We start from the raw sequence: 24,798 nt of genomic DNA, 5'->3' as shown, positions 1-24,798 counted from the left end.
TCCCGGCCCGCGTCGCTACTGGTGGACGCCCGCGGGCGTGTCTACCGACTTCTTCCGTGCGATATCTGCGAGCGCCGCTTCCCGGGCGGCACGCTCGGCAGCGGCGCTCTCCCACGCCACCTTACGGTTCTTCACGACCTTGGCGGGCGAACCCACCGCGATACTGAAATCGGGGATGTCTCCCTTGACGACCGCGTGCGCTCCGAGCACCGAACCGCGGCCGACCCGGGTGCCGCGGAGCACGGTGACCTTCGCGGCGATCCAGGTGTCCGGACCGATCCGGACGGGGCTCTTGACGATGCCCTGGTCCTTGATCGGGTAGGTGACGTCCTCGGTGCGGTGGTCGAAGTCGCAGATGTAGCACCAGTCTGCGACCAGCGTCGACGCACCGATCTCGATGTCGAGATAGGTGTTGACGACGTTGTCCTTGCCGAAGACGACCTTGTCGCCGATCCGGAGCGAACCCTCGTGGCAGCGGATGGCGTTGCCGTCGCCGATGTGGACCCAGCGGCCGATCTCGAGGCGCGACAGTTCGGGCGTCGCGTGGATCTCGACGTTCTTGCCCAGGAAGACCATGCCGCGCAGCACCACGTGCGGATTGGCCAGCCGGAACTTCGCCAGGCGGTAGTACCGGACCAGGTACCAGGGCGTGTACGCCTTGTTGTCCAGCACCCATTTCAGAGAGGACAGCGTCAGGAATCGTACCTGTTCGGGATCCCTCCGACGGGACCCGCGCCACCTCGCCGTCAGAGGTGCACCCCACATGCTCGTCATAGGGGCAGCCTACGGTCCGCCTCGTTCGCGGCTCACGACCCCCGGCCCGATACGCTGACACGTCGAATCGTTCGCCTGTGGAGGAGTTGAGTGATGCGGGGTGTCCTGCGGACCGCGGTCCCGGCGCTGACGGTGGTCTTCGCGCTGAGCGCGTGCGGCGGTGGGGCCGGCACCGACGACGTGTTGTCGAGCGGGGGCTGGCCGGGACGGCACTCCGATGCCCGCAACAGCAACACCGCGACCGCCGAGAGCGTCGACGACCTCGCGCCCGGCTGGACGCGTCCGCTGGGCGGCCCGGTCGGCTCCCCCGCCGGGATCGCGGCCAACGGCCAGGTCTCGGTGGCGGCCGCGACGGAGGCCGGATGCAATCTGTTCTCCTTCCAGATGGACACGGGCCGCAAGCGCTGGTGCACGCGTCTCGCCCCTGCCGTCACGACGATCACCCCCGTCTCCGACGGCGTCGCGAACATCTACGTCGGTGAGGACGGCGGACTGCTGTCGTTCAACGAGCACGGCCAGCGTCGCTGGCGCATTCCCGTGAGCGGCAGCCCCCGCAGCGCACAGTTCACCTCCGACGGAAGCCTGTTGGTGGTCACGCATTTCGGTCAGGTCAACGTCGTCGACCCGCAGACGGGACAACTCGAGGCACCGCTGTTCGATCTGGTGCCGGTGCCGACCCTCGAGGACGGGCAGAACCTGCCGCGACTCGCGAGCGATCACGGCCTCCCCGCCTGCTTCGGGGGCTCGGAGGACTGCCCGGTCGCCACAACCCCGGCCGTCGACACCGCCACCGACCGTGTCTTCGTCACCGTGTGGCGTCCGGGTTCGGACAGGTCGGCGCTCGTGGCGCTGCGCTACACGGCCGGTGATGACGCCGTGGTCATCGAGGAGTGGTCGGTAGCCGACCTCCCCGGAGGTGCGGTGACGAGTCCGGTTCTGTCTGCTGACGGTTCGACCGTCTACGTCCACGACGGGGAGGGTGCCCTGTGGGCGCTCGACGCCGAGACAGGCGAAGCGCGATGGACCCACGAGACCGGCCGTCCCACGGCGCTCGGTCCCGCCGTCACCGAGGACGGACTGCTGCTCCTCGCGTCGGCCGACGGCAGCGCCCCGCTGACGGCCCTGCGCGACGGCGGCGACAGCGTCGAAGTCGAGTGGGAGCGGGCGGACGTGACTCCGTACGGTGCGCCGGCGGTGACCGCCGACGGCCGGGCCTATGTGGTCGTCGACGGCGATCGGGGTCTCGCAGCGGCGGTGCTCGATCTCGCGGACGGAGCGACGATGGAGGAGGAACCCCTCGATCCCGCCACCGGACTGCCGGTCGGCACCGGCGTCGGCCCGGGCGGGGAGTTCGTGATCACGACCCTCGACGGGGACGTGGTGGTGCTGCGCGAACCGCAGTCCGTGTGAGGACGGCCGCCCGTGTGAGGGCGGTCAGCGCGACGGCGTGCAGACGAAGGCTTCCGGCGTCCGGCCGATGCGGGTGAGCACCACGCTGAGCGAGGCCGACCCGCGCAGTTTCAGGCGCGGACGCAATACCGCCGGGTCGACGTCGACGCCGCGCACGAGGATCTCGACCGCGCCGCAGTCGTGTCGGGCGAGCGCCTGACGGAGTGTCTTCTCGCTGTACTTGAGACGCTCGACGATCCGGAAACCCCGTACTCCGTCGGGCAGGCTGTCGCCGGTGAGATAGGCGATCCGCGGGTCGAGTTGCCACAGTCCGTGGGCTGCCGCGTAGTGGCGGACGAGACCGGCGCGCACGATCGCGCCGTCGGGGTCGACGATCCACTCCCCCGGCTCCCGTTCCGGAATGTCGTCGTCCGCGGCGTCGGTGATCTCGAAACCGGTTCCGTCCGAACGCAGTACTGCAGCCCGTCGGCGCACGCCGGGAGTGCTCAATCCCGGCGAGTACAGGCACGCTTCGCGGACTCCACCGTCGAGCGAGACGACCTCGACCTCACCGGCCCAGTCGAACGAGTCGAAATCCAGTCCCGGTGCGCACTTCACGGCGAGATCGCGGCCCGCGTAGGCGTCGAGGAGATCGGGCAGCGGTGGTTGCAGCGCGGCCGGATCGTGGGTCCGTCGCCCGCCCGAACGGCGTGCGGGATCGGCGATGACGGTGGTGCCTCGCGTGACCGGACGCAGGGCGTCGGCGCGCAGGAGGTACGCCCCGGGGACGTTGTGCGCGGCCATCGCCAGCCGCACGTCGTCGAGATCGCTGCCGATCACGGTCTCGGCGACCCCGACGAGTTCAGTGAGCTCGGCGCCGATCGAACACGTCACGTCGTGCACTGTGCGCCCTCGCAACCGCTTCGCGCGGTGGGCCGCGACGCGCGTGGGCGTGGACTGCTGCAGAGCGTCGTCGGTGAGCACCCACTCGCCGCCGCCGGCGATCTTCGCCTCCGTCTTGCGCCGGAGGATGACGGTTTCGACCAGCATTCCGGCACGATCGCCGAAACGCGTACGCGCCCAGCCGATGTCGGCGAGGCGCGTACGCGTCGACAGCTCCCGGTCGGCGACGCTCGCAAGAGCGTCGCGACCGTCGTCCGACGTCAGGTACTCGACGTCGGCGAGGGTGAAGTCGTAACCCAACTACTTGCCGGGCTTCACACCGGTGATCATGACGTTGTAGAAGAAGCTACGGGGCACGACGTGCTCGAGGATGTTCTCGTCGACCCAGCTCAGCGCCTTCCAGCCACCGAAGGCGAACTTCGCCCAGTTCCAGCCCAGCTTCTCCTGCGGGACGGCGGCCTCGAAGGTGCGCACCGGCCAGCCGAGCAGGGCCGCGGCGAACTCCTCGCTCGACGCCTTGACCTCGACGGCTCCGGCCGAGGAGGCCAGCTTCTCGAGATCGGAAGGATCGAAGGTGTGCAGATCGACGACGGCCTCGAGGGCGGCCGCCCGGGAGGACTCGTCGAGCTCGGTCTGCGGACGACGCCAGTCGCGCAGGAAAGGCAACTTGGTGATGTTGGTGGTGGCCTCCCACGTGACCCGGCCGAGCATGCGGGCGTAGAAGTTGCCGATCGTGCTGGGCTCACCGGCGAAGACGAAACGGCCGCCGGGCTTGAGCACGCGCAGCACCTCGCGCAGCGACTGCTCGACGTCCGGGATGTGGTGCAGCACGGCATGGCCGACCACGAGGTCGAAGGTGTCGTCGTCGTACGGAATGGTCTCGGCGTCGGCAACGCGGCCGTCGACGTCGAGGCCGAGATTCTCGGCGTTGCGGAGCGCGACCTTCACCATGCCGGGCGACAGGTCGGTCACCGAACCGGTCTTCGCGACCCCACCCTGCATGAGGTTGAGGAGGAAGAAGCCCGTGCCGCAGCCGAGTTCGAGTGCGCGCTCGTAGGGCAGCGGCTGATCGCCGGCCGCGGCGACGAACCGCCCCTTAGCGTAGTCGATGCACCGCTCGTCGTACGAGATGGACCATTTCTCGTCGTACGTCTCGGCTTCCCAGTCGTGGTAGAGCACCTGGGCTAGCTTGGTGTCCTCGAGCGCGGCTGCGACCTCTTCGGCAGTGGCGTGCGGATTCGGCGCGGGGTCGACCCCGTCGGTCCTGCTGGCAGTCATGCGGTGATCCTACTCATCGGTAAGCTGTGGACAAGTGCAGGTGCCGGTCGGCATCACTCGCCGACGAACTTCGCCTTGCCCGGCCCGTTCTCGATGAACGATTCGAGGCCGATGGTGCGGTCCTTCGTGGCGAACAGCGCGGCGAAGACGTGCTGTTCGATCTTCAGACCCGTATCCAGATCGGTGTCGAGGCCCTGGTCGATCGCGGCCTTCGCAGCGGCGAGCGCGCGCGAGGCGGCGCCTGTGAACTGCCCGGCCCAGCGACGCGCAGCCTCGTAGACGTCGTCGGGGGCGACGACCTCGTCGACCAGACCGATCGACAGGGCTTCGTCGGCGCCGACGAAACGACCGGTGAAGACGAGATCCTTCGCCTTCGCCGGGCCGACGAGCCGAGCCAGTCGCTGGGTGCCGCCGCCACCGGGGATGATGCCCAGCAGGATCTCGGGCGTGCCGAGCTTGACGTTGTCGCCGACGATGCGCCGGTCGGCGCCGAGGGCGAGTTCGAGGCCACCACCGAGGGCGTAGCCGGTGATCGCGGCGACGGTGGGCTTGGGGATGTCGGCGATCGACCCGAGGGCCGACTGCAGGTCGCCGACGATCTCGCTCATCTGCACGTAGCTCAGGTCGGCCATCTCCTTGATGTCGGCGCCGGCCGCGAACACCTTCTCGCCGCCGTAGACGATCACCGACTTCACGTCGGACCGGACGGTCGCCTCGCGCGCAGCGGCCCGGATCTCCTCCTGGAGCTGCCGGTTCAACGCGTTCATCGGAGGGCGGTCGAGACGGATGGTGCCGATGCCGTCGGAAACGTCGAGGGTCACGAATTCAGCCATGGTCCTCAGCCTAGATGTCGGAGCGCTGGGCCCACGGATGAGTACCGACCTCGTAGTAGGCCTCGTCCCCGTCGAACGCGATGTGGACCGCCCCGTCGCGACGGCTGATGATCGGCAGGATCGGCTCGATGACCGGATCCGCCGCCATGAGGTCGGCGACCGTGGCGAAGCCCGACAGGATCGACAGCTGACTCCACGTGGGCGGGAGCAGGATGCACCGGCCCGACCGCCAGTCGGCGAGGGCCTCCTCCGCGGTCTGCCACTGCACCAGATCGGTCTCGCTGGTGTTGCCATCGGCCCGCTGTCCTTCCGGTACCGCGGCGACGAAGAAACGCGTATCGTAGCGGCGCCGCTCCCCCAGCGGGGTGATCCAGTTCGCGTGGGGACGCAGCAGGTCGGCGCGCAGCACCAACTGTTCCTTCTCCAGGAAGTCGCCGAAGGACAACTCGCGCGCTTCCAGCAGACGACGCGCCTCCGCGTAGTCACCGGTGTCGGCCACCACCGAATCCTCGGTGGGTCCGGCGAGCAGCACGCCGCACTCCTCGAAGGTCTCGCGCACGGCCGCGAGCACCAGCGCACGGGCCTGCGCCTCGCCGATACCGAACCGCTCGGCCCACCAGGTCACGTCCGGTCCGGTCCACCGCACCTCGGCGTCGGTGTCGGAAGTGTCGACACCGCCGCCGGGGAAGACGGTCATGCCGCCGGCGAAGTCCATGCCGACGACACGACGCTGCAGGAACACCTCGACGCCGCGCGCAGAGTCCCGCACGAGCATCACGGTGGACGCGTCGCGGATGGGTACCGCGGTGGGATCGAAGGTGGATGCCGAGCGATTGTTGGCCATGGCCTCAACCTAACCGATCGGTCCCGGCACCACCCGACCCGGAGTCACCGGCGGTGCCGTCCCGCCTGGCGGGTGCGGCGGGCGAAGAACCGGTCGTCGACCTTGTCGAGCGAGATGGACTGACTGAACGCCGCGCTGAGGTTCTCGGCGGTGATCACGTCGTCGAGCAGGCCCTGGGCGACCACACCGCCCTCCTTCAGGAGCAGCGCGTGCGTGAAGCCCGGCGGGATCTCCTCCACGTGATGGGTGACGAGCACGATCGCAGGGGCATCCGGGTCGGCCGCGAGCGTCCCGAGCCGGGCCACGAGTTCCTCGCGACCGCCGAGGTCCAGACCGGCCGCGGGCTCGTCGAGCAGCAGCAGTTCGGGGTCGGTCATGAGCGCCCGGGCGATGAGCGCACGCTTGCGTTCGCCCTCCGACAGCGTCCAGTACAGACGGTCGGCGAGATGTTCCGCGCCGAGGCTCTCGAGCATCTCCACCGCGCGGCTCGTGTCGATGTCGTCGTACTGCTCGCGCCACCGGCCCAGCACGCCGTAGCCCGCGGAGAGCACGAGATCGGTGACCTTCTCGTCGTTCGGCACCCGGTTGGCCAGGGCCGCGGAGGACAATCCGATCCGGGGTCGTAGTTCGGACAGATCCGTCTTTCCGAACGTCTCCGCGAGGACGTGCGCGGTGCCGGAGGTGGGGAACGTCTCGGCCGCCGCGACCCGCAGCAGCGAGGTCTTTCCTGCCCCGTTGGGTCCGAGAACCACCCAACGTTCGTCGAGTTCCACCTTCCAGGTCACGGGACCGACGAGGACGTTCCCGCCGCGTCGGACCACTACGTCGTCGAATTCGATGAGCAAATCGGGATCAGGTTGTGCCACGCGGACCATCTTCTCTTACGCCCGAGCCCGAAACGCGGCAGGATCGGTTCCCGTGTCGTCCTCCGCATCCGAATCTGCTGTCGTGTCCGGCTCGGTCGCGCTCCCCGACCGGGCCGCCTTTCCGCTCGGCCCCACCCCGGTCGACGGTGGGACACGCTTCGCCGTCCACGCCCCGCACAGCGACCGCGTCCAGGTCTGCCTCGTCGACGACGACGGGAACGAACACCGCGTGGACCTGCCCGACCGCACCTACGGGGTCTGGCACGGGGTGGTCCCCGGCGTCGGCGCCGGGCAACGGTACGGCTACCGCGCCTACGGGCCGTGGCAACCGCAGTGGGGGTTGCGCACCAACCCGCACAAGATCCTGCTCGACCCGTGGGCCCGCCGGATCGTCGGCGACGTCGGTGATCCGGACCGGCTGATCCCTCACCAGGGTGACCCGTTCGGTGCGATGTCGAGCACCGACTCGCTCGGCCACACACCTCTGTCGGTGGTGACCCCCGTCCTGACGCCCATGCACGACAAACCACGCGTGCCGTGGGAGAACACCGTCGTCTACGAACTGCACGTCGGTTCGTACACGGCCCGTCACCCGCTCGTGCCGCCGGAACTGCGCGGCACCTATCTCGGACTCGCCCACCGGTCGGTGATCGACCACCTGGTGGGGCTGGGAGTGACGACGGTCGAACTGCTCCCCGTGCAGGCCTTCGTGACCGAGCCGTCGGTGCGTGCGCGGGGGATGCGCAACCACTGGGGCTATTCGACCGCCTCGTACTTCGCGCCCCATCCCGCCTACGCCGTCACGCCCGGCAACGAGATCGCCGAGTTCCGAACGATGGTCGACGCCTTCCACAGCGCCGGGCTCGAGGTGCTGCTCGACGTCGTCTACAACCACACGTGCGAAGCATCGGTCGACGGTCCGAGTCTGTCCTGGCGCGGTCTCGACGCGCCCGGCTACTACCTGCTCGACGCGCACGGACGGGACATCGACCTGACGGGGTGCGGCAACACCCTCGACGCGTCCTCACCGATCGTCGTGCGGATGGTGTGCGACAGCCTCCGGTACTGGGCGGACGTGATGGGGGTGGACGGCTTCCGCTTCGACCTCGCCAGTGCGCTGGCCCGTCCCCGCGGTGGGGCCTTCGATCCGCGAGCGGCACTGCTCACCGCGATCGTCACCGATCCCGTCCTCTGCGACGTCAAGCTCGTCGCCGAACCGTGGGACGCCACCGCACACGGTTACCAGCTCGGGAACTTCGGCGCGCAATGGGCCGAATGGAACGACCGCTACCGCGACACGGTCCGCCGCTACTGGGCGGGACGTTCCGGGATCCGCGAGATGGCTTCGCGGCTCACCGGTTCGGAGGACCTCTACGACAGGAACATCCGGCAGCCGTGGATGTCGGTCAACTTCGTCACCGCCCACGACGGTTTCACCCTCGCCGATGCGGTCTCGTACGAGCGCAAGCACAACGACGAGAACGGTGAGGAAGGCCGGGACGGGTCGAACAACAACGAGTCGGTGAACCACGGGGTCGAAGGGCCGACCGACGATCCGGAGATCCTCGCCGCCCGCGACCGGCACATCCGGGCGATGCTCGCGACGCTGCTGTTGTCGACGGGCACACCGATGCTGCTCGCCGGCGACGAGTTCGGGCACACGCAGAACGGCAACAACAACGCCTACTGCGTCCCCGAGGACGTCCCCGTCCGCGACGCCTGGCCGCTGGACTGGGAGCACGCCGACCGTGCGCGAACGGATTACGTGCGCGAACTGCTCCGCCTGCGCACGCGCGTCCCGGTGCTGCGGCAGCGACGCTTCTTCGAGGGCCGCGCCCGGTCCGTGGGCTATCCCGATCTCGTGTGGTTCGGCATCGAGGGGATCGAACTCGACGAGGATGCGTGGCAGGACGACAGTCGCCGCACGCTGCAGGGCTGGGTCGACGGCTCGCAACTCGGCACCGTGACCCGCACCGGCGTCACTCTCGAGGACAGCAGCGGGCTGTTCGTTCTGCATTCGGGCGACGCCGCCACGGTGACCCTCGCCGGACCCGAGTGGTATTGCGGCAACATCGTGTGCGTCTTCGATTCGAGTGCCCCCGACGGCAGGCCCGCGGACACCTCCCCGATGCGGGTGGGAAGTTCGTACCCGGTCGACGGTCCGACGGTGCTGATCTTCTGGATCGCGGACGACGGACCCATCGAGCAAGGATGATCCACGGCGGCACGACGCCGGTGGAGGTCAGGCTCGTTCGTCGACCGTGCCGGGCACCGCGATCACGGTGATCGAACCCGGGGCCACCTCGGTGAAGCCCGCGTCGCGGACCGCGACGGCCGTGCCGGCTTCCACGCGGGCGAGCAGCTCGCGCCAGGTGGCCTCGTCCGCATCGCGGACGGCACACGGGAATCCGTCGGAAGCCCAAGCGCGTGCGGTGTCGACGTCCAGTGCCCCCGCGAACAGCATCGCAGCATGACCGACCTGCGCGGCCGCCTTGCCGACGGTCATCTCGAGGTCCTTCTGCACCCAGAGGACCGGAACGCCGTCCGCCGGTGGGGGCGGATCGTCGTGGGGCAGGTCGGTGCCACCGATCTGCAGGCGGGAGATGCGCGGGTCCAGTTCCCCCACCGGGCCGGGCACGAACGCCCGGGCCTGGGCACCGGCGTGGTCGACGGTGACTCCGTCGACGTCCTGCGCGGCACGCCAGTGCGCTCCGCGGGCGCGGCGGGCGACCTTCCGGATCCGCGCGTCGTTCCATGCGAGGAAGGGTTCCTGCCACGGACCGGGTTCGCCGTCCGGGCCGGGACCGACCCGCGGGTCGAAACACAGTGCCACGGTGGCCATCGCGGCGGCTTCGAGCACCGCGCTGCGGGCGGGTGGATCGACCTTGGGGATGTGCAGCACGATCGGCATCGCCTGCACCTTCGCCGGATCCTCCGGGTCGGGCCGGTGCCCGTAACCGCGGGTGAGTACGCCGTGGCGCTCGGCGAAACCCGGATCCGAGGCCGGGTCGAAGACCCGATCGGGTGCGGCCTCGAAGACCGGCTCGGGCGCCGTGTCCGCGAAGTCGGGGTCCAGCTCAGACACTGCCGTCGATCGGGACGCGGCGCAGGGTTCCGTCGACGCGGTCGGCCGCCTCGATCTCCTCGCGGGTGACGCCGAGGACGAAGAGCACCGCATCGAGGTAGGGATACGACAGGGCGGTGTCGGCGACCTCGCGCAGGGCCGGCTTGGCATTGAACGCCACGCCCAGGCCCGCGGCCGAGAGCATGTCGATGTCGTTGGCACCGTCGCCGACCGCGACGGTCTGCTCGACCGGCACGCCCGCCTCGTCGGCGAACTCGCGGAGGGCGCGTGCCTTGGCGGCGCGGTCGACGATGTCGCCGACCACTCGCCCGGTGAGCTTGCCGTCGACGATCTCGAGCGTGTTGGCGCGGACGAAGTCGAGTTCGAGTTCGTGTGCGAGCGGGTCGATCACCTGGCGGAAGCCGCCCGAGACGACGCCGCAGCGGAAGCCGAGCCGACGCAACGTCCGGATCGTGGTGCGGGCACCGGGAGTGAGTTCGAGCTGCTCGGCGACCTCGTCGATCACGGTCGCCGGCAGACCCGCGAGGGTCGCGACGCGTTGTTCGAGGGACTGCGCGAAGTCGATCTCACCGCGCATCGCAGCCTCGGTGACCTCGCGGACCTTGTCCTCGACACCGGCGTGCGCGGCGAGCATCTCGATGACCTCGCCCTGGATGAGCGTGGAGTCGACGTCGAAGACGATCAGGCGCTTGGAACGACGGGCGAGACCGCCGCGCTCCACCGCGATGTCGACGTCGAGGCCCGCGGCGAGTTCGACGAGGGCGTGCCGCAGCGCGGCGTCGGCCTCGACGCTGGTGTCGGGCGCGGTGATCATCAGCTCGAGGCCGGTGAGCGGGTAGTCGGCGATGCCGCGGATCGAATCGATGTTCGCGCCCTGGGCCGCGAGGGTGCGGCCCACCGATCGCAGCGCCTTGGCACTGACCGGGCTGCCCAGCACGACGACGGCGTGGGTCGAGACGGTGCGGGCGCCGCGCTCGGCACCGATCTGGACGTCGGCGTGCATGCCGATGGTGGCCATCGCGGACTCGACCTCGTCCTGCATCGCTTCGACATCGGTCGGGCAGACGAGGAGGACACCGAGGGTGAGCCGGCCACGGATCACGACCTGTTCCACATCGAGGAGGTCGACGTCGTGCCGCGTCAGCGCGGCGAAGAGCACCGAGGTCACGCCGGGATGGTCAGGTCCGGTCACGGTCACCAGCACCGTGCTGTCAGACGCCACTACGTCTCCGATCGCTTGTCTGTCGAGGTACACACGGACGCACGCGCGTACCGGCTCGCTCGTTCATTGTTGCAGGGCGAACCACCGCTCCCGTTCGCGGGTCCGGACCCACGGAAAGGCCGAAGCCCCACCCGGTGAACGGGTGGGGCTTCGGTCGATCGTCGATCTGCGCTCAGGCGCGCGGATGGTCGCCGGGGGTACGGTCGGCACCCTCGAGGACGTTGACGTTGTGCTTGTCGCTGCCCGGGCCGACGTGCGCTTCGGCGCGCATCTTCTCGACCATGTGCGGGTAGTGCAGCTCGAAGGCGGGACGCTCCGAACGGATCCGCGGCAGCTCGGTGAAGTTGTGCCGCGGGGGCGGGCAGCTGGTGGCCCATTCGAGCGAGTTGCCGTAACCCCACGGGTCGTCGACCGTGACGACCTGGCCGTAGCGGTAGCTCTTGAAGACGTTCCACAGGAACGGCAGCGTCGAGGCACCGAGCACGAACGCACCGATGGTGGAGATCGTGTTCAGGGTGGTGAACCCGTCGGACGGCAGGTAGTCGGCGTAGCGACGGGGCATGCCCTCGTTACCGAGCCAGTGCTGTACCAGGAAGGTGGTGTGGAAGCCGATGAAGGTCAGCCAGAAGTGCCAGCGGCCGAGCTGCTCGTCGAGCATGCGTCCGGTCATCTTCGGGAACCAGAAGTAGATGCCGGCGTAGGTCGCGAACACGATGGTGCCGAAGAGCACGTAGTGGAAGTGCGCGACCACGAAGTACGAGTCGTGCAGGTGGAAGTCCAGCGGCGGGCTCGCGAGGATGACACCGGTCAGACCACCGAAGAGGAAGGTCACGATGAAGCCGACCGAGAACAGCATCGGCGATTCGAAGGTGATCTGGCCCTTCCACAGCGTGCCGATCCAGTTGAAGAACTTCACACCGGTCGGGACGGCGATCAGGAAGGTCATGAACGAGAAGTACGGCAGCAGCACGGCGCCGGTGGCGTACATGTGGTGCGCCCACACGGCGATGGACAGCGCCGCGATGGCCATCGTGGCGTAGACAAGACCGGTGTAACCGAAGATCGGCTTGCGGGAGAAGACCGGGAAGATCTCCGAGACGATGCCGAAGAACGGCAGCGCGATGACGTACACCTCGGGGTGACCGAAGAACCAGAACAGGTGCTGCCACAGGAGCACACCTCCGGTGGCGGGGTCGTAGATGTGGCCACCGAGGTGACGGTCGACGAACAGGCCCATGAAGGCGGCGGTCAGCAGCGGGAACACGAGCAGGATCAGCAGGCTGGTGATCAGGATGTTCCAGGTGAAGATCGGCATCCGGAACATGGTCATGCCCGGTGCACGCATGCACACCACGGTGGTGATGAAGTTGACGCCACCGAGGATGGTGCCCAGACCCATCACGCCGAGGCCGAGGATCCAGAAGTCGGCACCGACACCCGGGGAGTGGATCTCACTGGTGAGCGGCGTGTACGCCGTCCAACCGAAGTCCGCGGCACCGCCGGGGGTGACGAAGCCGAGCATGACGATCGTCGCGCCGAACAGGTACAGCCAGTAGCTGAAGGCGTTCAGGCGCGGGAAGGCGACGTCGGGGGCGCCGATCTGCAGCGGCAGGATGTAGTTCGCGAAGGCGAACACGACCGGCGTCGCGTACATCAGCAGCATGATCGTGCCGTGCATGGTGAACAGCTGGTTGAACTGCTCGTTCGACAGGAACTGCAGGCCGGGGACCGCGAGCTCGGTGCGCATCAGCAGGGCCATCAGGCCGCCGATGAGGAAGAAGGCGAACGAGGTGACCATGTACATGATCCCCAACATCTTGGGATCTGTGGTCGTGATCATCTTGTAGATGAACGAACCCTTGGGTCCCTGCCGCGGCGGGTACGGCCTTGCTGCAGCTATCTCTGGGACTGGCTGGGGCGCTACGGCAGTCACTAATCCTCCTGAATGCGCGCTCGACCTCGGGCTGGAGGCGAACGGTCTCTGGCTTGCGCTCATCGAATCGTAGACCCTGCCCGAAACGGTCGCCCTCCGGGTCCTACTCACTGTCGTACTCGACTCGCGAGGCTACCTGGAGCGGAGCCGACAACCACAATCCGAGGCTGTGCTGCACCTCACATGCAAGGGCGAGACCAGGTGACCCCACCACGCGCGATCAGCCCGGGTTAGGGTGCACTTACCCCGTAATTACAGAAGGACGACCCGTGCCTGTTCTCTCCTCACGACCCGCCCGGTTCGCGGCAGCACTGCTGACCGCCGGACTCCTCGTTGCCGGCTGCAGTTCGGCCGACGCCTCCGACGACGCGTCCACCGACACCGCGTCCGACTCGGCCGCCGGCTTCCCCCGGACGGTCGAACACTTCCGCGGTTCCACCACGATCGAGAGTGAGCCGACCCGCATCGTCGCGCTCGACACGAGCTATTCCGACGCCGTGCTTCTCCTCGAGGCACCTCTCGTCGGGTACGTCGACTACCGCACCGACGAGTTCCCCGACTATCTCGGCGACTCGCAGCAGTACGCGACCGACGCCGTGTCCGTCGGCAAGACCGCGGACGTGAGCCTCGAACAGGTGGCCGCGCTCGAACCCGACCTCATCCTCTCGGCGGAGGTGCGCGACGGAGAGAACTACGAGGAATTGTCCGCCATCGCCCCGACCGTCTTCTCCCAGTCGACCGGACCGACGTGGAAGGACAACATCCGCCTCGTCGCGCAGGCCATCGGCAAGGAGAACCTCGCCGAGCAGAAGATCTCCGAGTACGAGGAGCGCGCCGCGGCCATCGGTGCGGACATCAACGCCAAGGCCGGCAACCCGACGATCTCGATCGTCCGCTTCGCCGGTGAACCGACGGCCCGGCTGTACCGCACCACCTCGTTCAGCGGCATCGTGCTCGAGGACGCCGGTCTCGCCCGCCCCGCGAGCCAGGGTCCCGATCCGTCGGATCCGTCGAGCATCATGAACGCCATCAGCCCCGAACTGATCACCGAGGCCGAGGCGGACGTCATCTTCGTCACCACCTACGACCTCGGCGACGGCAAGGCGCAGGCGGCGGCCGAACCCTTCGTCACCAATCCGCTGTGGGAGAACCTGCAGGGACGGAAGGTCGAGGTCGACGACAGCGTGTGGATGATGCCGGTGAGCATCCAGGGTGCGCACCGCATCCTCGACGACCTTGCGGACACCTTCGGCGTCGACCGTCACACGACCGGATAGCCTGAGCCGTCCGATCCGAGCAGCGTCCTACAGGAGTTGGTCCGACGTGTTTTCCGTGCACCGGTCACGAGCAGTACTCGTCGCAGCCGTCGCTGCGGTGACGACAGCCCTGGCCGGATGCTCCACACCTCCCGACGACGACGCATCGGAGATCGTGCGCACCACGACCCGCATCGCCGGTGCGTCGGTCGTGGGCATCGACCGGGACACGTCGACCGCGTGCGCACTCTCCTCCCCGCTCGATCCGGGACAGCCCACCACCGGCACCCGGCCGGTCCTGCACACCGCAGGCCGGTCGGATGTGCCCGCCGACCCGCAGCGGATCGTCGTCCTCGACCCCGCGGCGCTCGACGCGGTGTGCGCCCTGGGGCTGTGGGAGCGCGTCGTGGGAGCGAGCGCCGAGCTCACCGGCCGGCCGGAATATCTCGGTCACGGGATCGGCGAACTCCCGCCCGTGGGTGCCGCGGGCAACCCGGACGTCGCGGCGATCGAGCGCGCACAGCCGGATGTGATCCTCGGCTCCTCCACCGCCCCGGACGTCTACGCCTCCCTCAGCGGCATCGCACCCACCGTGCTGGTCGGGTCCGATCCGGTCTTCTGGAGGGAACAGTTCGTGCGGGTCGGTGAGGCGCTCGGGCGCACGGAGGCCGCACGTCGCGTGCTCGACGACTACGCGACGGCCGCGCGCGATCTGGGCCGCGAGCTCGTGTCGTCCCAGACGCAGGCGTCGATCGTCCGGTTCACGGCCGACGGCCCGACCGTGGAGGGCACCGCGTCGTTCGCGGGGCAGGTGCTCGGCGACGTCGGCGCTGCCCGGCCCCCGGCCCAGCGGTTCGCGGTCGTCGACGGACAACCGTGGCAGGCCGTCGACACGGAGGACCCGGCCCCGGCGGACGGCGATGTGATCTTCGTCCGTTTCGCCGGTGAGGACGGACTCGAGGCCGGCAAGGACTACATGCAGACCGACGAGTGGCTCGACCTCGGGGCCGTGCGCGACAACCGTCTGTTCTCCGTGACCGACGACGTGTGGTCGACCCCCGGACCGGTCGCCGCGCGGGCGATCCTCACCGACCTGACGTACACCCTCAACGGATATTCGAACTGATCGCCGGCTCGACCGGCGGCAGCACGCCTGCCGGTATAGAAACGAGGGCGTGCCGATACCCGATTTCGTCGTCCAGCTCCGCTCACACGTAGGAACCGCTCCCCTGTGGCTGCCGGGGGTGAGCGCGATCGTCACGGACGGCGACGACCGCGTCCTGCTCACCCGCCGCGCCGACAACGGCATGTGGGCCGTGGTGTCCGGCATCCTCGAACCCGGCGAGGAACCGGCTGTCGCCGCAGTCCGGGAGGTGCTCGAGGAGACGGGTGTCGCCGCCGAGATCGTGCGGCTGACGAGCGTCGACGTCACCGCACCCATCACCTATCCCAACGGCGACGTCGCGCAGTACCTCGACGTGTGCTTCCTGCTCCGCGCGACCGGCGGGGACGCACGCGTCGCCGACGACGAGAACCTCGAGGTGGCGTGGTTCGTGCCGGACGACCTCCCCGAGCCACTCACCGAGACGTCGCGTCTGCGGCTCGGGAAGGCCCTCGCCGGGCGTGCGGAGGCCTGGTTCCGTCAGTAGGCAGTGTTGATCGGACCCGGGCTCCACAGACCGCTGCGCGTGACCGTGGCGGTGTCGAGTTCCGCGGTCTCCGTCGACGGATCGATCGGTGTGTACTGCTCGATCGCTCCCCAGTCGCGGTCCCAGTCGTGATCGAGATACGACGGGATCGTGCGGGCCCGCAACAGCTGGTCGGTCCAGCCGAGAGGACCGCCACCGTTGTGGTCCTGCCACAGATCCGTGGAGATAGCACCGATCCGGTCCGGCAGGATCCGGTACTCGGGGATCTCGGCGATGCCGTTGCGGTGCACCATCTGCCGCTGGCACGGGAAATTGAGACCGACAGCCCAGTCCAGCAGGACCGGTGTGTCGCTCCCGACGACCTGCTGCAAAGTCTGCGTCTGCGGCACGCGCGGCGGGGTGAACGCCAGCCACTGTTCGGGCGCGAGATCGTTGTCGGAGGCGACGATCCGCACCGCGTCGACCTCGGCCGGCAGCGTGTCCATCGGCACACGCAGATTCCTCCACGAGGGCGACGGACCGATGTCGATCGGCAACGCCCGTCCCAGCGCGGTCACGCTGCCGTCGGCAGCGGTGGTTCCGTATTCGAGTTCGAGTCGCTGACCGTAGGTTTCGGTGCCGTCGGCGTCGACGGAGAAGATCCGGCCGGCCGCGGCGATCGTGACGAGATCCCCACGCGATCCGGTCGCGTCGGGCTCGGGCAGCCGGAACCAGGCGCTCGTGACGTCGCCGAGGGACGATCCGTGGCTGCCCAGCACCGGCGTGGTCACCGGATCGAGGCCGAACGGCAATGCGACGGTGCTGCCGTTGATTCCGACTCTGCCGGTACCGCCGCCGGTGCCACCGGTACCGCCGGTCGAGCTCTGGTCGTCGTTCGTGTCGACGGTGTTGGCGGTGCCGGCCGAGGCCGAGTCGTCGTCCGGGGTCAGATCGAGCGCGACACCACCCGGCGTGAACCCGTCCCCTCCCCCGGCATCGAGAGCGGAGGCCGCGTCGGCGCCGATGGGGGTGAGCACCGAGGCGTTCGGATCCGTTTCGAGCAGCACGTCGTTCGCGAGCGCACACGAGTTGCCGGTGAGCGTGTCGACGTTGGACCGTGCCACCGAATAGCCCGGGTACTGCGAGATCGCGCCCTTGGCCAGTGACAGCACCTCGAACAGCACCATCGCCGCGGCGGCGACGGTCAACGGCGGCACCGCCCACAACCGCGACGGGGTGTCGGTGCGGGTGGAGGCGACGGGGTGGATGTGCCACCACGCGGCCAGCAGCAACGCGACGACCGTCACGGCGAAGAAGACGGTGGAGAAACCGAATCCGGCGACCGACGGCGGCTTGTCCCACCACGGGACCCCGTAGCTCGAGACGTACCACCAGCCGTTGGGGCCGATGAACGACATGGTCACCACGAACGACACCGCCGCGGCGAACAGGGCGCGGTTGCGTCGCGAACGCAACACCGCGGGTCCGGTGGCCACGGCGGCGAGCATCGCCACCGCGGCGGCCAGACCGGCGTAGATACCGAAGTGGTGGGTCCACTTGGTGGGCGCGAACATCATCAACACCAGCGCGCCGAGGGTGATGCCGACGATGCGGCGGGACGGTCCCTGCGCGGTGCCGGGGATGTGCCCACCGCGGCGCAGCATCGCCACGATCGCCACCGCCAGGCACAACACCAGGGCGAAGACCGCGAACCTGCGGGCCAGCGAGCCGTCCACGGTGATCTGCAGCAGGTACTGGTAGCGCAGATACTCCTGGAACCACGGCACGTTCGGGCCGACGCCGTGCACGTGCTGCATCTCCAGCACCGCCGCGAGGGTCTGGTCGGCGAAGACCGGCACCAGGATCACCAGTCCGGCCGCGATCATCGGCGTAAGTACCGGCAGCCATCCCAGGGTCTGCGCACGCCGATGGAGGATGCGGGCGATCGGGCGGGCACCGGCGATCAGCGCAGCGAAACAGATGATGCCCGACGGTCCCGCGGTCACGGTGAGCGCGGCGACGAGGATCGCGGCCGCCGCGGGCAGCAGACGCCGGGTGGCGATCGCGCGTTCGACCGAGCACCAGGTGAGCACGACGCCCGTCGCGACGATCGGTTCCGGGCGCAGTCCGTTGTTGAGCGGCAGCCAGAACGCCAGGAACACGAGCGCCCCGGTCCACAGCGGAAGCCGGTTGCGACGCAGTGCGACGCCGAGACGTGGAGCGACCTCGCGGCTGAGCACCCACCAGCACAGGATTCCGGCGGTCAGTGCCGGTAGCCGCATCCAGATGCTCGCCGTCGAGACCTGGGTCATCAGGGCGAGGACGTCGTAGAAGGGAGTGCCGAAGGGTGCCTCGGGCACACCGAACCACCGGAAGTAGTTCGCCATGTACCCGGCCGCGCCCGCGGCGCGAGCCATTCCGAGCTGGTAACCGTCGTCGGCGGTGTTCGCCCCGATGACGTGCCAGACGAGCAGCGTTCCGACGACCAGCGCGTCGATGCGGGTGAACGACCACCACGACGCCGGCAACAGGCGGCGGTGGCGACGACCGTCGGCGCGGTCGAGCCGGGCCAGCGTCCACAACGCCAGTGCCGTGGCGACCACCGCGACGATCATCGCGACGATCTTCAGCACCGTCGGAGACGTCGTGAAGCGGGTGTCGACGGTCGCGGTGACCGAGACACCGTCGAGTGCGGGACCGGGCAGGTCGGTGAAGATGCCGACGAGCTGGGGCCGCAGGTCTCGGTCGAAGGTCCGCTCCCCTGACGCCGCGGCCGAGCCGGTGATCGTGGCGACGGTGCGTTCCGAGTTCGAGGACAGGGTGACCGAGCAGTCCCCGGCCAGGTCGTCCACCGGCGCGGAGGCGAGCAGTGTGTTGCGGGAGATCACCTCGAACACCGCCGGCCCGTCGTCACCAGCCGGCCGGACACGGGCGATCAGCCCGTAGCGTTCACGGTCGGGAGCTCCTGCGGGAAGTGTGGAGAAGACGGTGCCGCCGTCCGGCAGCGCGTCGCGCACGGACCGGCACTCGATCGTGGCGTCGAGATCGACCGGTGCGTAGGACACCAACGGCGCCGAGATGCCTGCGTTGCTCTCGCTCTGCGGCCAGTCGATGGTCGCAGTGGTCTGCGTCACGGGCAGGAACGGCATCGCGATGGATGCGACGATCCCCACGACGGCGGCGAGCACCGCCCACAGACGGGTCCGCTGCTCGACTGCCCGCCCGCCCGACGGCACGCGTTCGATTGTCACCGGCCGAGGCGAGCCCGACGCTTCTCTTGTCTCGGTCACGAGGAGCGATGCTATCGGGGACGGGCCGGGCCGCGAAAAGCACGCGATCCCGCACACGGGCGCTGCTGCGCCGGTGTACGGGATCGATGCGTTCGGGCCGGTGACAGAGAACGTCTACGTCAGAAGTCCCAGTCGTCGTCTTCTGTGACGACGGCCTTGCCGATCACGTAGGAGCTGCCGGAGCCCGAGAAGAAGTCGTGGTTCTCGTCGGCGTTCGGCGACAACGCCGACAGGATGGCCGGGTTGACGTCCGTCTCGTCCTTCGGGAACAGCGCCTCGTAACCGAGGTTCATCAGCGCCTTGTTCGCGTTGTAGCGCAGGAATTTCTTGACGTCCTCGGTGAGCCCGACCTGGTCGTAGAGGTCGGCCGTGTAGTGGGTCTCGTTGTCGTACAGCTCGAAGAGCAGTTCGAAGACCCAGTCCTTGAGCTCGTCGCGCTCGGCCTGCGTGATCGTCTCGAGCCCGCGCTGGTACTTGTAGCCGATGTAGTAGCCGTGGACGGCCTCGTCGCGAATGATCAGGCGGATCATGTCGGCGGTGTTGGTGAGCTTGGCCCGCGACGACCAGTACATCGGCAGGTAGAAGCCCGAGTAGAACAGGAACGACTCGAGCAGCGTCGAGGCGGCCTTGCGCTTGAGCGGGTCGTCGCCCTTGTAGTAGTCGAGGATGATCTGCGCCTTGCGCTGCAGGTGCTCGTTCTCCTCCGACCAGCGGAAGGCGTCGTCGATCTGGCGGCTCGAGCACAGCGTCGAGAAGATCTGCGAGTAGCTCTTCGCATGCACCGACTCCATGAACGCGATGTTCGTCAGCACCGCTTCCTCGTGCGGGGTCACCGCATCGGGGATGAGCGAGACCGCGCCGACCGTGCCCTGGATGGTGTCGAGCAGCGTCAGGCCCGTGAAGACCCGCATCGTCAGTTCCTGCTCGTACTCGGTGAGCGTGCCCCACGACTGGATGTCGTTGGAGACCGGCACCTTCTCCGGGAGCCAGAAGTTGCCGGTGAGGCGATCCCAGACCTCGGCGTCCTTGTCGTCGGGGACGCGGTTCCAGTTGATCGCGGAGACGCGATCGATGAGTTTGACGCGCACGCCGTCGGCCGGCGAGTGTGCTGCTGCAGTCATCGGTTACCTACCTGAATTGTGTGCTGATGCAAAGACTGTCGTGGAGCAGGGTCACAACATGCAGGAGACGCAACCCTCCACCTCGGTGCCCTCGAGCGCCATCTGCCGCAGGCGGATGTAGTACAGGGTCTTGATTCCCTTGCGCCACGCGTAGATCTGCGCCTTGTTCACGTCGCGGGTGGTGACAGTGTCCTTGAAGAACAATGTCAGCGACAGCCCCTGGTCGACGTGCTGCGTCGCAGCAGCGTAGGTGTCGATGATCTTCTCGTAGCCGATCTCGTATGCATCCTGGAAGTACTCGAGATTCTCGTTCGTCATGTAGGGCGCCGGGTAGTAGACACGCCCGATCTTGCCCTCCTTGCGGATCTCGATCTTCGACGCGACCGGGTGGATCGAGCTCGTCGAGTGGTTGATGTACGAGATCGAACCGGTGGGCGGAACCGCCTGCAGGTTCTGGTTGTAGATGCCGTGCTTCTGCACGGACTCCTTCAGCTCGCGCCAGTCCTGCTGCGTGGGGATGGCGATGTCCGACTCGGCGAACAGCTGACGGACCCGCTCGGTGGCCGGCTCCCACACCTGATCAGTGTACTTGTCGAAGAACTCACCCGAGGCGTACTTCGACTCCGGGAAGCCCTTGAAGTACGAGCCGCGCTCGATCGCGATCTTGTTCGACGCACGCAGGGCGTGGAACAGCACGGTGTAGAAGTAGATGTTCGTGAAGTCGACGCCTTCTTCGGACCCGTAGAAGATGTGCTCGCGGGCGAGGAAGCCGTGCAGGTTCATCTGGCCGAGGCCGATGGCGTGGGATTCATTGTTGCCCCGCTCGATCGACGGCACCGACGAGATCGTCGTCTGGTCGGAGACGGCCGTCAGGCCGCGGATGGCGACCTCGATGGTCTGCGCGAAGTCGGGCGAGTCCATCGTCTTCGCGATGTTCAGCGAGCCGAGGTTGCACGAGATGTCCTTGCCCACATGGCTGTAGGACAGGTCGTCGTTGAACTCCGAGGGAGTCGAGACCTGCAGGATCTCCGAGCACAGGTTCGAGTGCGTGATCTTGCCGGCGATCGGGTTGGCCCGGTTCACCGTGTCCTCGAACATGACGTAGGGGTAGCCCGACTCGAACTGCAGCTCGGCGACGGTCTGGAAGAACTCGCGCGCCTTGATTTTCGACTTGCGGATGCGCTTGTCGTCGACCATCTCGTAGTACTTCTCGGTGACGTCGATGTCGGCGAAGGGCTTGCCGTAGACGCGCTCGACGTCGTACGGCGAGAACAGGTACATGTCCTCGTTCTTCTTCGCCAGTTCGAAGGTGATGTCGGGGATGACGACGCCCAGCGAGAGGGTCTTGATGCGGATCTTCTCGTCGGCGTTCTCGCGCTTGGTGTCGAGGAAGCGGTAGATGTCGGGGTGGTGCGCGTGCAGGTAGACCGCACCGGCACCCTGACGGGCACCGAGCTGGTTGGCGTAGGAGAAGGAGTCCTCGAGCAGCTTCATGATCGGGATGACGCCGGAGGACTGGTTCTCGATCTTCTTGATGGGTGCGCCGTGCTCACGAATGTTGCTGAGCAGCAAGGCGACACCGCCGCCGCGCTTGGACAGCTGCAGCGCGGAGTTGATGGAGCGGCCGATCGACTCCATGTTGTCCTCGATGCGGAGCAGGAAGCAATTGTGCACCACAGCGCCGCGAATCGTATAGGTATGTGTGCCCTCGACGTGCAGGTTGTACACCTTGCTCGGCGTCTCGTCGGTCTTCGCGATCTCACGGATTCCGTAGACATGACGCCCGTGCGCCACCTGATAGGTCGTGCGCTTGGCGCCCTTCCGCCCGACATAGTTGTGCAGGTTCTTGCCGACGTCGAAGATGAAGTCTTCGTTGGTACCGGGCACCCCGGGGACGAACACATGGCCCGTCACATTGCCCGCCTGGTTGATGTACTGGCGAACGACCGACACGATGCCCAGGCGGCGCAGGATCAACTGCACCTGATCCACCAGTTCCGGATTGACGAGATCGAGGATCATGCCGCCATTGGTGCTGCAGCCGTCGCCCCTGAACAAGCCCGCAAGCAGACCGCGCTGAAACTCTTCATCGGCAGTCATGACATCGCGCGTCAGGCGTTTCGTACTGTAACCGGTCCCGGCAAGCGACAGCAGCAATGACGCCACCACCTTGCTGTTGCAACCCATCTTGGTCGAGTGGTCCGACTGGTTGGTGGACTGAGAGAGTTCGACGCCGAATACTTGCTTGAACGCCGCCGCCAGATCTGCCTGGTACTCGACCTCGTGTGCACCGAGAGTGAAGTGAACACCATCGGGTTGCACACCGTCGACACCCGCACGCTTGGATACGTAGCCCTCGGCAACATACCAGCCGAGAATCAGTCCGAACTCGTACGATTCCTCGACGTATCGGTTGACACCGACGAAGCGCTGACTGTGACGCTGCTTGTTCCGATGCTTGGCATCAACGTTCACCTTACGAATCAGACCATCGACCTCTTCGTACAGTCCATTACCAACATGGTCCATGAGGTCGAAAACGCGCTTGTCGCGCTCACCCAACGGCGCCGCGGTGACAATGAAGTCGGTCGGGCGCACGTCCTGGGCAGCGAGCCATACGAAACCGTTGAAGGGATCCGCTCCATCGCCGTCGATCAAGGTCTCGACATCGCGGTCGGTCCACACCAGGATAGGATGCTCCGGAGTGCACCGAATCGGCTCTTTGTGCCCGAAGTGCGAAATCGACACCAAGGCTTGATCATTCGGGTTCTCGATCAGCTCCTCGACCGCGTGGTACGCCCCGTCGTGCGACAGGACCAGATCCCCCGCCCGCAGGGTCTCGATAGCCCGCTGCCCGTCGATCGTGTCGATGAGCGTACCGGCGGGAAAGCACGAAACGGGCTCGCCGCGCTGCTTCTTGCCCGAGTTGAGGAAGGTCGGGGTGGCCGGCTGGAAACGACCCGAGATGATCTCGTCGACGAGGTGCCGGGCGAGGATCTCGTCGCCGTCGGCGAGCGTCAGCGCGACCATGCACACACGGTCCTCGAAACGCTCGAGGTAGCGCTTGCCGTCGAACGTCTTGAGCGTGTACGAGGTGTAGTACTTGAACGCACCGAGGAAGGTCGGGAACCGGAACTTCTTCGAATATGCGTGCTCGAACAGCGATTTGACGAATGCGCGCGAGTACTTCTCGAGCACCTCGGGCTCGTAGTAGTTCTCCTCGACGAGGTAGTCGAGCTTCTCGTCGAGGTTGTGGAAGAAGACCGTGTTCTGGTTGACGTGCTGCAGGAAGTACTGACGGGCGGCGGCCACATCCTTGTCGAACTGGATCTCGCCGTTGGGGCCGTACAGATTCAACATCGCGTTGAGCGCGTGATAGTCGAGATCCTTGAGCGAATCGTCGAGGTGTGCGCTCGTGGCGGGAGCGGGATCGGTAATGGTCACAGTGCTGTCCCCACTTGTCGGAGTTAGGAAACGGCCGCGCAGTCACGTCCGCGACGCGCGTCGAATACGGATACGGATGTGGCTCAGGCGTTCTGGAGAACGGACTCCCAGAATCGGGCGAGACCGTCGCGGACACGCTCGACGTCGTCGGTCGTGCCCATCAACTCGAACCGGTACAGATACGGCACCTTGCACTTGCGCGAGACGATGTCTCCCGCGAAACAGTACGAGTCGCCGAAGTTGGTGTTACCCGCCGCGATGACACCGCGGATCAGGCCCCGATTGTGCTCGTTGTTGAGGAATCGGATGACCTGCCTGGGAACGTAGCGGGTATCACGGCCCGTGGCGGTCGTCCCGCCACCGTAGGTCGGCACGATCAGCACGTACGGATCGTGGACCTCGAAATTCCCCTCACGACCGTGCAGCGGGATCCGGCTGGCCGGAATCCCGAGTTTCTGCACGAATCGGTGGGTGTTCTCGGATGTACTCGAGAAGTACACCAGCGATGTTCCCGGGATCGACCCCAGCGAAGCCATCGGTAGTCACCACTCTTCATTCGATTGCGAAGACCGGCCCGGGCGGACACGGAAGACGTCCGCCCGGAGACGACGACGATCGGGCCGCCGCGAACGCGGCCCGGGCTCAGGCAGCGACGGTGAGCGCCTTGATGCGATCGGGGCGGAAGCCCGACCAGTGGTCGTCGCCGGCGACGACGACAGGCGCCTGGAGGTATCCCAGCGCCATGACGTAGTCGCGGGCCTCGGGGTTCTCACTGATGTCGACGACGTCGTACTCGATGCCGGCCTTGTCGAGGGCGCGGTAGGTGGCGGTGCACTGGACGCAGGCAGGCTTGGTATAGACGGTGATGTTCATGAATGCCCCTTTTCCGACGGCCGTGGGCGGCCTGACGACTGACTGCTGTGCGTTACCCG

18 protein-coding genes and 3 pseudogenes are annotated in these 24,798 nt (G+C 67.4%); 5 read left to right on the top strand and 16 right to left on the bottom strand.

The genetic code is table 11. The features are described 5' to 3' along the window. Positions 1–15: 15 nt before the first annotated feature. Positions 16–774 carry an acyltransferase gene (locus tag ACQR3U_RS08265; RefSeq protein ID WP_230810310.1) on the bottom strand — a complete coding sequence of 253 codons (759 nt, stop codon included), beginning with the start codon at positions 772–774 and terminating at the stop codon, positions 16–18. Positions 775–867: 93 nt separating this feature from the next. Here ACQR3U_RS08265 and ACQR3U_RS08260 point away from each other — a divergent pair, with 93 nt between their 5' ends. After that, the gene (locus ACQR3U_RS08260; RefSeq protein ID WP_230810309.1) at positions 868–2,184 is read left to right on the top strand and encodes a PQQ-binding-like beta-propeller repeat protein; all 1,317 of its coding nucleotides are present in this window, start codon (positions 868–870) and stop codon (positions 2,182–2,184) included. 24 nt (positions 2,185–2,208) lie between these two features. On the opposite strand, the gene ACQR3U_RS08255 is transcribed toward ACQR3U_RS08260, so the two are convergent. From ACQR3U_RS08255 to ACQR3U_RS08235, 5 genes are read right to left on the bottom strand one after another with little or no spacing between them, the layout of a single operon-like run. Beyond that, on the bottom strand, positions 2,209–3,366 hold the full coding sequence (locus ACQR3U_RS08255) for a THUMP-like domain-containing protein (RefSeq protein WP_006554573.1): 1,158 nt from the start codon (positions 3,364–3,366) through the stop codon (positions 2,209–2,211). Continuing rightward, positions 3,367–4,344 (bottom strand): class I SAM-dependent methyltransferase, encoded by a 978-nt coding sequence (locus ACQR3U_RS08250; RefSeq protein WP_019288412.1) that lies wholly within the window; start codon positions 4,342–4,344, stop codon positions 3,367–3,369. 53 nt (positions 4,345–4,397) lie between these two features. Continuing rightward, a complete protein-coding gene (locus ACQR3U_RS08245) occupies positions 4,398–5,177 on the bottom strand; it encodes an enoyl-CoA hydratase-related protein (protein ID WP_019288413.1) in 780 nt (259 codons plus the stop codon). 10 nt (positions 5,178–5,187) lie between these two features. Continuing rightward, positions 5,188–6,021, bottom strand: a complete 834-nt coding sequence (locus tag ACQR3U_RS08240) for an NUDIX hydrolase (protein ID WP_006554576.1) — start codon at positions 6,019–6,021, stop codon at positions 5,188–5,190. Between the two features lie 44 nt (positions 6,022–6,065). Continuing rightward, positions 6,066–6,896 carry an ABC transporter ATP-binding protein gene (locus ACQR3U_RS08235; protein ID WP_230810308.1) on the bottom strand — a complete coding sequence of 277 codons (831 nt, stop codon included), beginning with the start codon at positions 6,894–6,896 and terminating at the stop codon, positions 6,066–6,068. A gap of 43 nt (positions 6,897–6,939) precedes the next feature. On the opposite strand from ACQR3U_RS08235, the gene glgX reads away from it, so the two are divergent. Next, positions 6,940–9,102 (top strand): glycogen debranching protein GlgX, encoded by a 2,163-nt coding sequence (glgX, locus tag ACQR3U_RS08230; RefSeq protein ID WP_230810307.1) that lies wholly within the window; start codon positions 6,940–6,942, stop codon positions 9,100–9,102. Positions 9,103–9,129: 27 nt separating this feature from the next. On the opposite strand, the gene ACQR3U_RS08225 is transcribed toward glgX, so the two are convergent. The 3 genes from ACQR3U_RS08225 to ctaD all read right to left on the bottom strand — a co-directional run bounded on the left by ACQR3U_RS08225 (position 9,130) and on the right by ctaD (position 13,127). Then, on the bottom strand, positions 9,130–9,972 hold the full coding sequence (locus tag ACQR3U_RS08225; RefSeq protein WP_006554579.1) for a peptidyl-tRNA hydrolase: 843 nt from the start codon (positions 9,970–9,972) through the stop codon (positions 9,130–9,132). Then, positions 9,965–11,194 (bottom strand): phosphoserine phosphatase SerB, encoded by a 1,230-nt coding sequence (gene serB, locus ACQR3U_RS08220; protein ID WP_024101411.1) that lies wholly within the window; start codon positions 11,192–11,194, stop codon positions 9,965–9,967. Before serB ends, ACQR3U_RS08225 begins: the two co-directional genes overlap by 8 nt. A gap of 172 nt (positions 11,195–11,366) precedes the next feature. Continuing rightward, on the bottom strand, positions 11,367–13,127 hold the full coding sequence (ctaD, locus tag ACQR3U_RS08215; protein ID WP_024101412.1) for an aa3-type cytochrome oxidase subunit I: 1,761 nt from the start codon (positions 13,125–13,127) through the stop codon (positions 11,367–11,369). A 269-nt stretch (positions 13,128–13,396) separates the two neighbouring features. On the opposite strand from ctaD, the gene ACQR3U_RS08210 reads away from it, so the two are divergent. The 3 genes from ACQR3U_RS08210 to ACQR3U_RS08200 are packed head-to-tail and all read left to right on the top strand — an operon-like array spanning position 13,397 to position 16,032. Next, positions 13,397–14,404 carry an ABC transporter substrate-binding protein gene (locus ACQR3U_RS08210; protein ID WP_230810306.1) on the top strand — a complete coding sequence of 336 codons (1,008 nt, stop codon included), beginning with the start codon at positions 13,397–13,399 and terminating at the stop codon, positions 14,402–14,404. 46 nt (positions 14,405–14,450) lie between these two features. Then, positions 14,451–15,509 carry an iron-siderophore ABC transporter substrate-binding protein gene (locus ACQR3U_RS08205; RefSeq protein WP_372477558.1) on the top strand — a complete coding sequence of 353 codons (1,059 nt, stop codon included), beginning with the start codon at positions 14,451–14,453 and terminating at the stop codon, positions 15,507–15,509. A gap of 49 nt (positions 15,510–15,558) precedes the next feature. Further along, positions 15,559–16,032 carry an NUDIX hydrolase gene (locus ACQR3U_RS08200; protein ID WP_024101414.1) on the top strand — a complete coding sequence of 158 codons (474 nt, stop codon included), beginning with the start codon at positions 15,559–15,561 and terminating at the stop codon, positions 16,030–16,032. Here ACQR3U_RS08200 and ACQR3U_RS08195 read toward each other — a convergent pair. The 7 genes and pseudogenes from ACQR3U_RS08195 to ACQR3U_RS08165 all read right to left on the bottom strand — a co-directional run bounded on the left by ACQR3U_RS08195 (position 16,026) and on the right by ACQR3U_RS08165 (position 24,739). Then, positions 16,026–19,262 carry an arabinosyltransferase domain-containing protein gene (locus ACQR3U_RS08195; protein ID WP_230810305.1) on the bottom strand — a complete coding sequence of 1,079 codons (3,237 nt, stop codon included), beginning with the start codon at positions 19,260–19,262 and terminating at the stop codon, positions 16,026–16,028. The two genes, ACQR3U_RS08200 and ACQR3U_RS08195, sit on opposite strands and share 7 nt — an antisense overlap. Before the next feature lie 158 nt (positions 19,263–19,420). After that, the gene (gene nrdF, locus ACQR3U_RS08190; RefSeq protein WP_006550395.1) at positions 19,421–20,422 is read right to left on the bottom strand and encodes a class 1b ribonucleoside-diphosphate reductase subunit beta; all 1,002 of its coding nucleotides are present in this window, start codon (positions 20,420–20,422) and stop codon (positions 19,421–19,423) included. Positions 20,423–20,473: 51 nt separating this feature from the next. Next, positions 20,474–22,090: pseudogene (gene nrdE, locus ACQR3U_RS08185) on the bottom strand (class 1b ribonucleoside-diphosphate reductase subunit alpha); the annotation flags it as partial. A gap of 24 nt (positions 22,091–22,114) precedes the next feature. Beyond that, positions 22,115–23,302: pseudogene (locus tag ACQR3U_RS08180) on the bottom strand (LAGLIDADG family homing endonuclease); the annotation flags it as partial. A 6-nt stretch (positions 23,303–23,308) separates the two neighbouring features. Beyond that, positions 23,309–23,866: pseudogene (locus ACQR3U_RS08175) on the bottom strand (ribonucleotide reductase N-terminal alpha domain-containing protein); the annotation flags it as partial. Positions 23,867–23,949: 83 nt separating this feature from the next. Beyond that, complete coding sequence (gene nrdI / locus ACQR3U_RS08170) at positions 23,950–24,402, bottom strand: class Ib ribonucleoside-diphosphate reductase assembly flavoprotein NrdI (RefSeq protein WP_230810304.1); 453 nt, start codon at positions 24,400–24,402, stop codon at positions 23,950–23,952. Between the two features lie 106 nt (positions 24,403–24,508). Then, positions 24,509–24,739, bottom strand: coding sequence for a redoxin NrdH (locus ACQR3U_RS08165; protein ID WP_006550390.1), 231 nt, complete (start codon positions 24,737–24,739; stop codon positions 24,509–24,511). Between the last annotated feature and the right edge of the window lie 59 nt (positions 24,740–24,798).

Origin of the sequence: Rhodococcus sp. IEGM1339 (assembly GCF_050321925.1) — a bacterium.
In the GTDB taxonomy this organism is placed as follows: Bacteria; Actinomycetota; Actinomycetes; order Mycobacteriales; family Mycobacteriaceae; genus Rhodococcus; species Rhodococcus pyridinivorans.
Note: the sequence above shows the minus strand (reverse complement) of the source record. Positions and strands in the feature narration are given on the sequence as shown.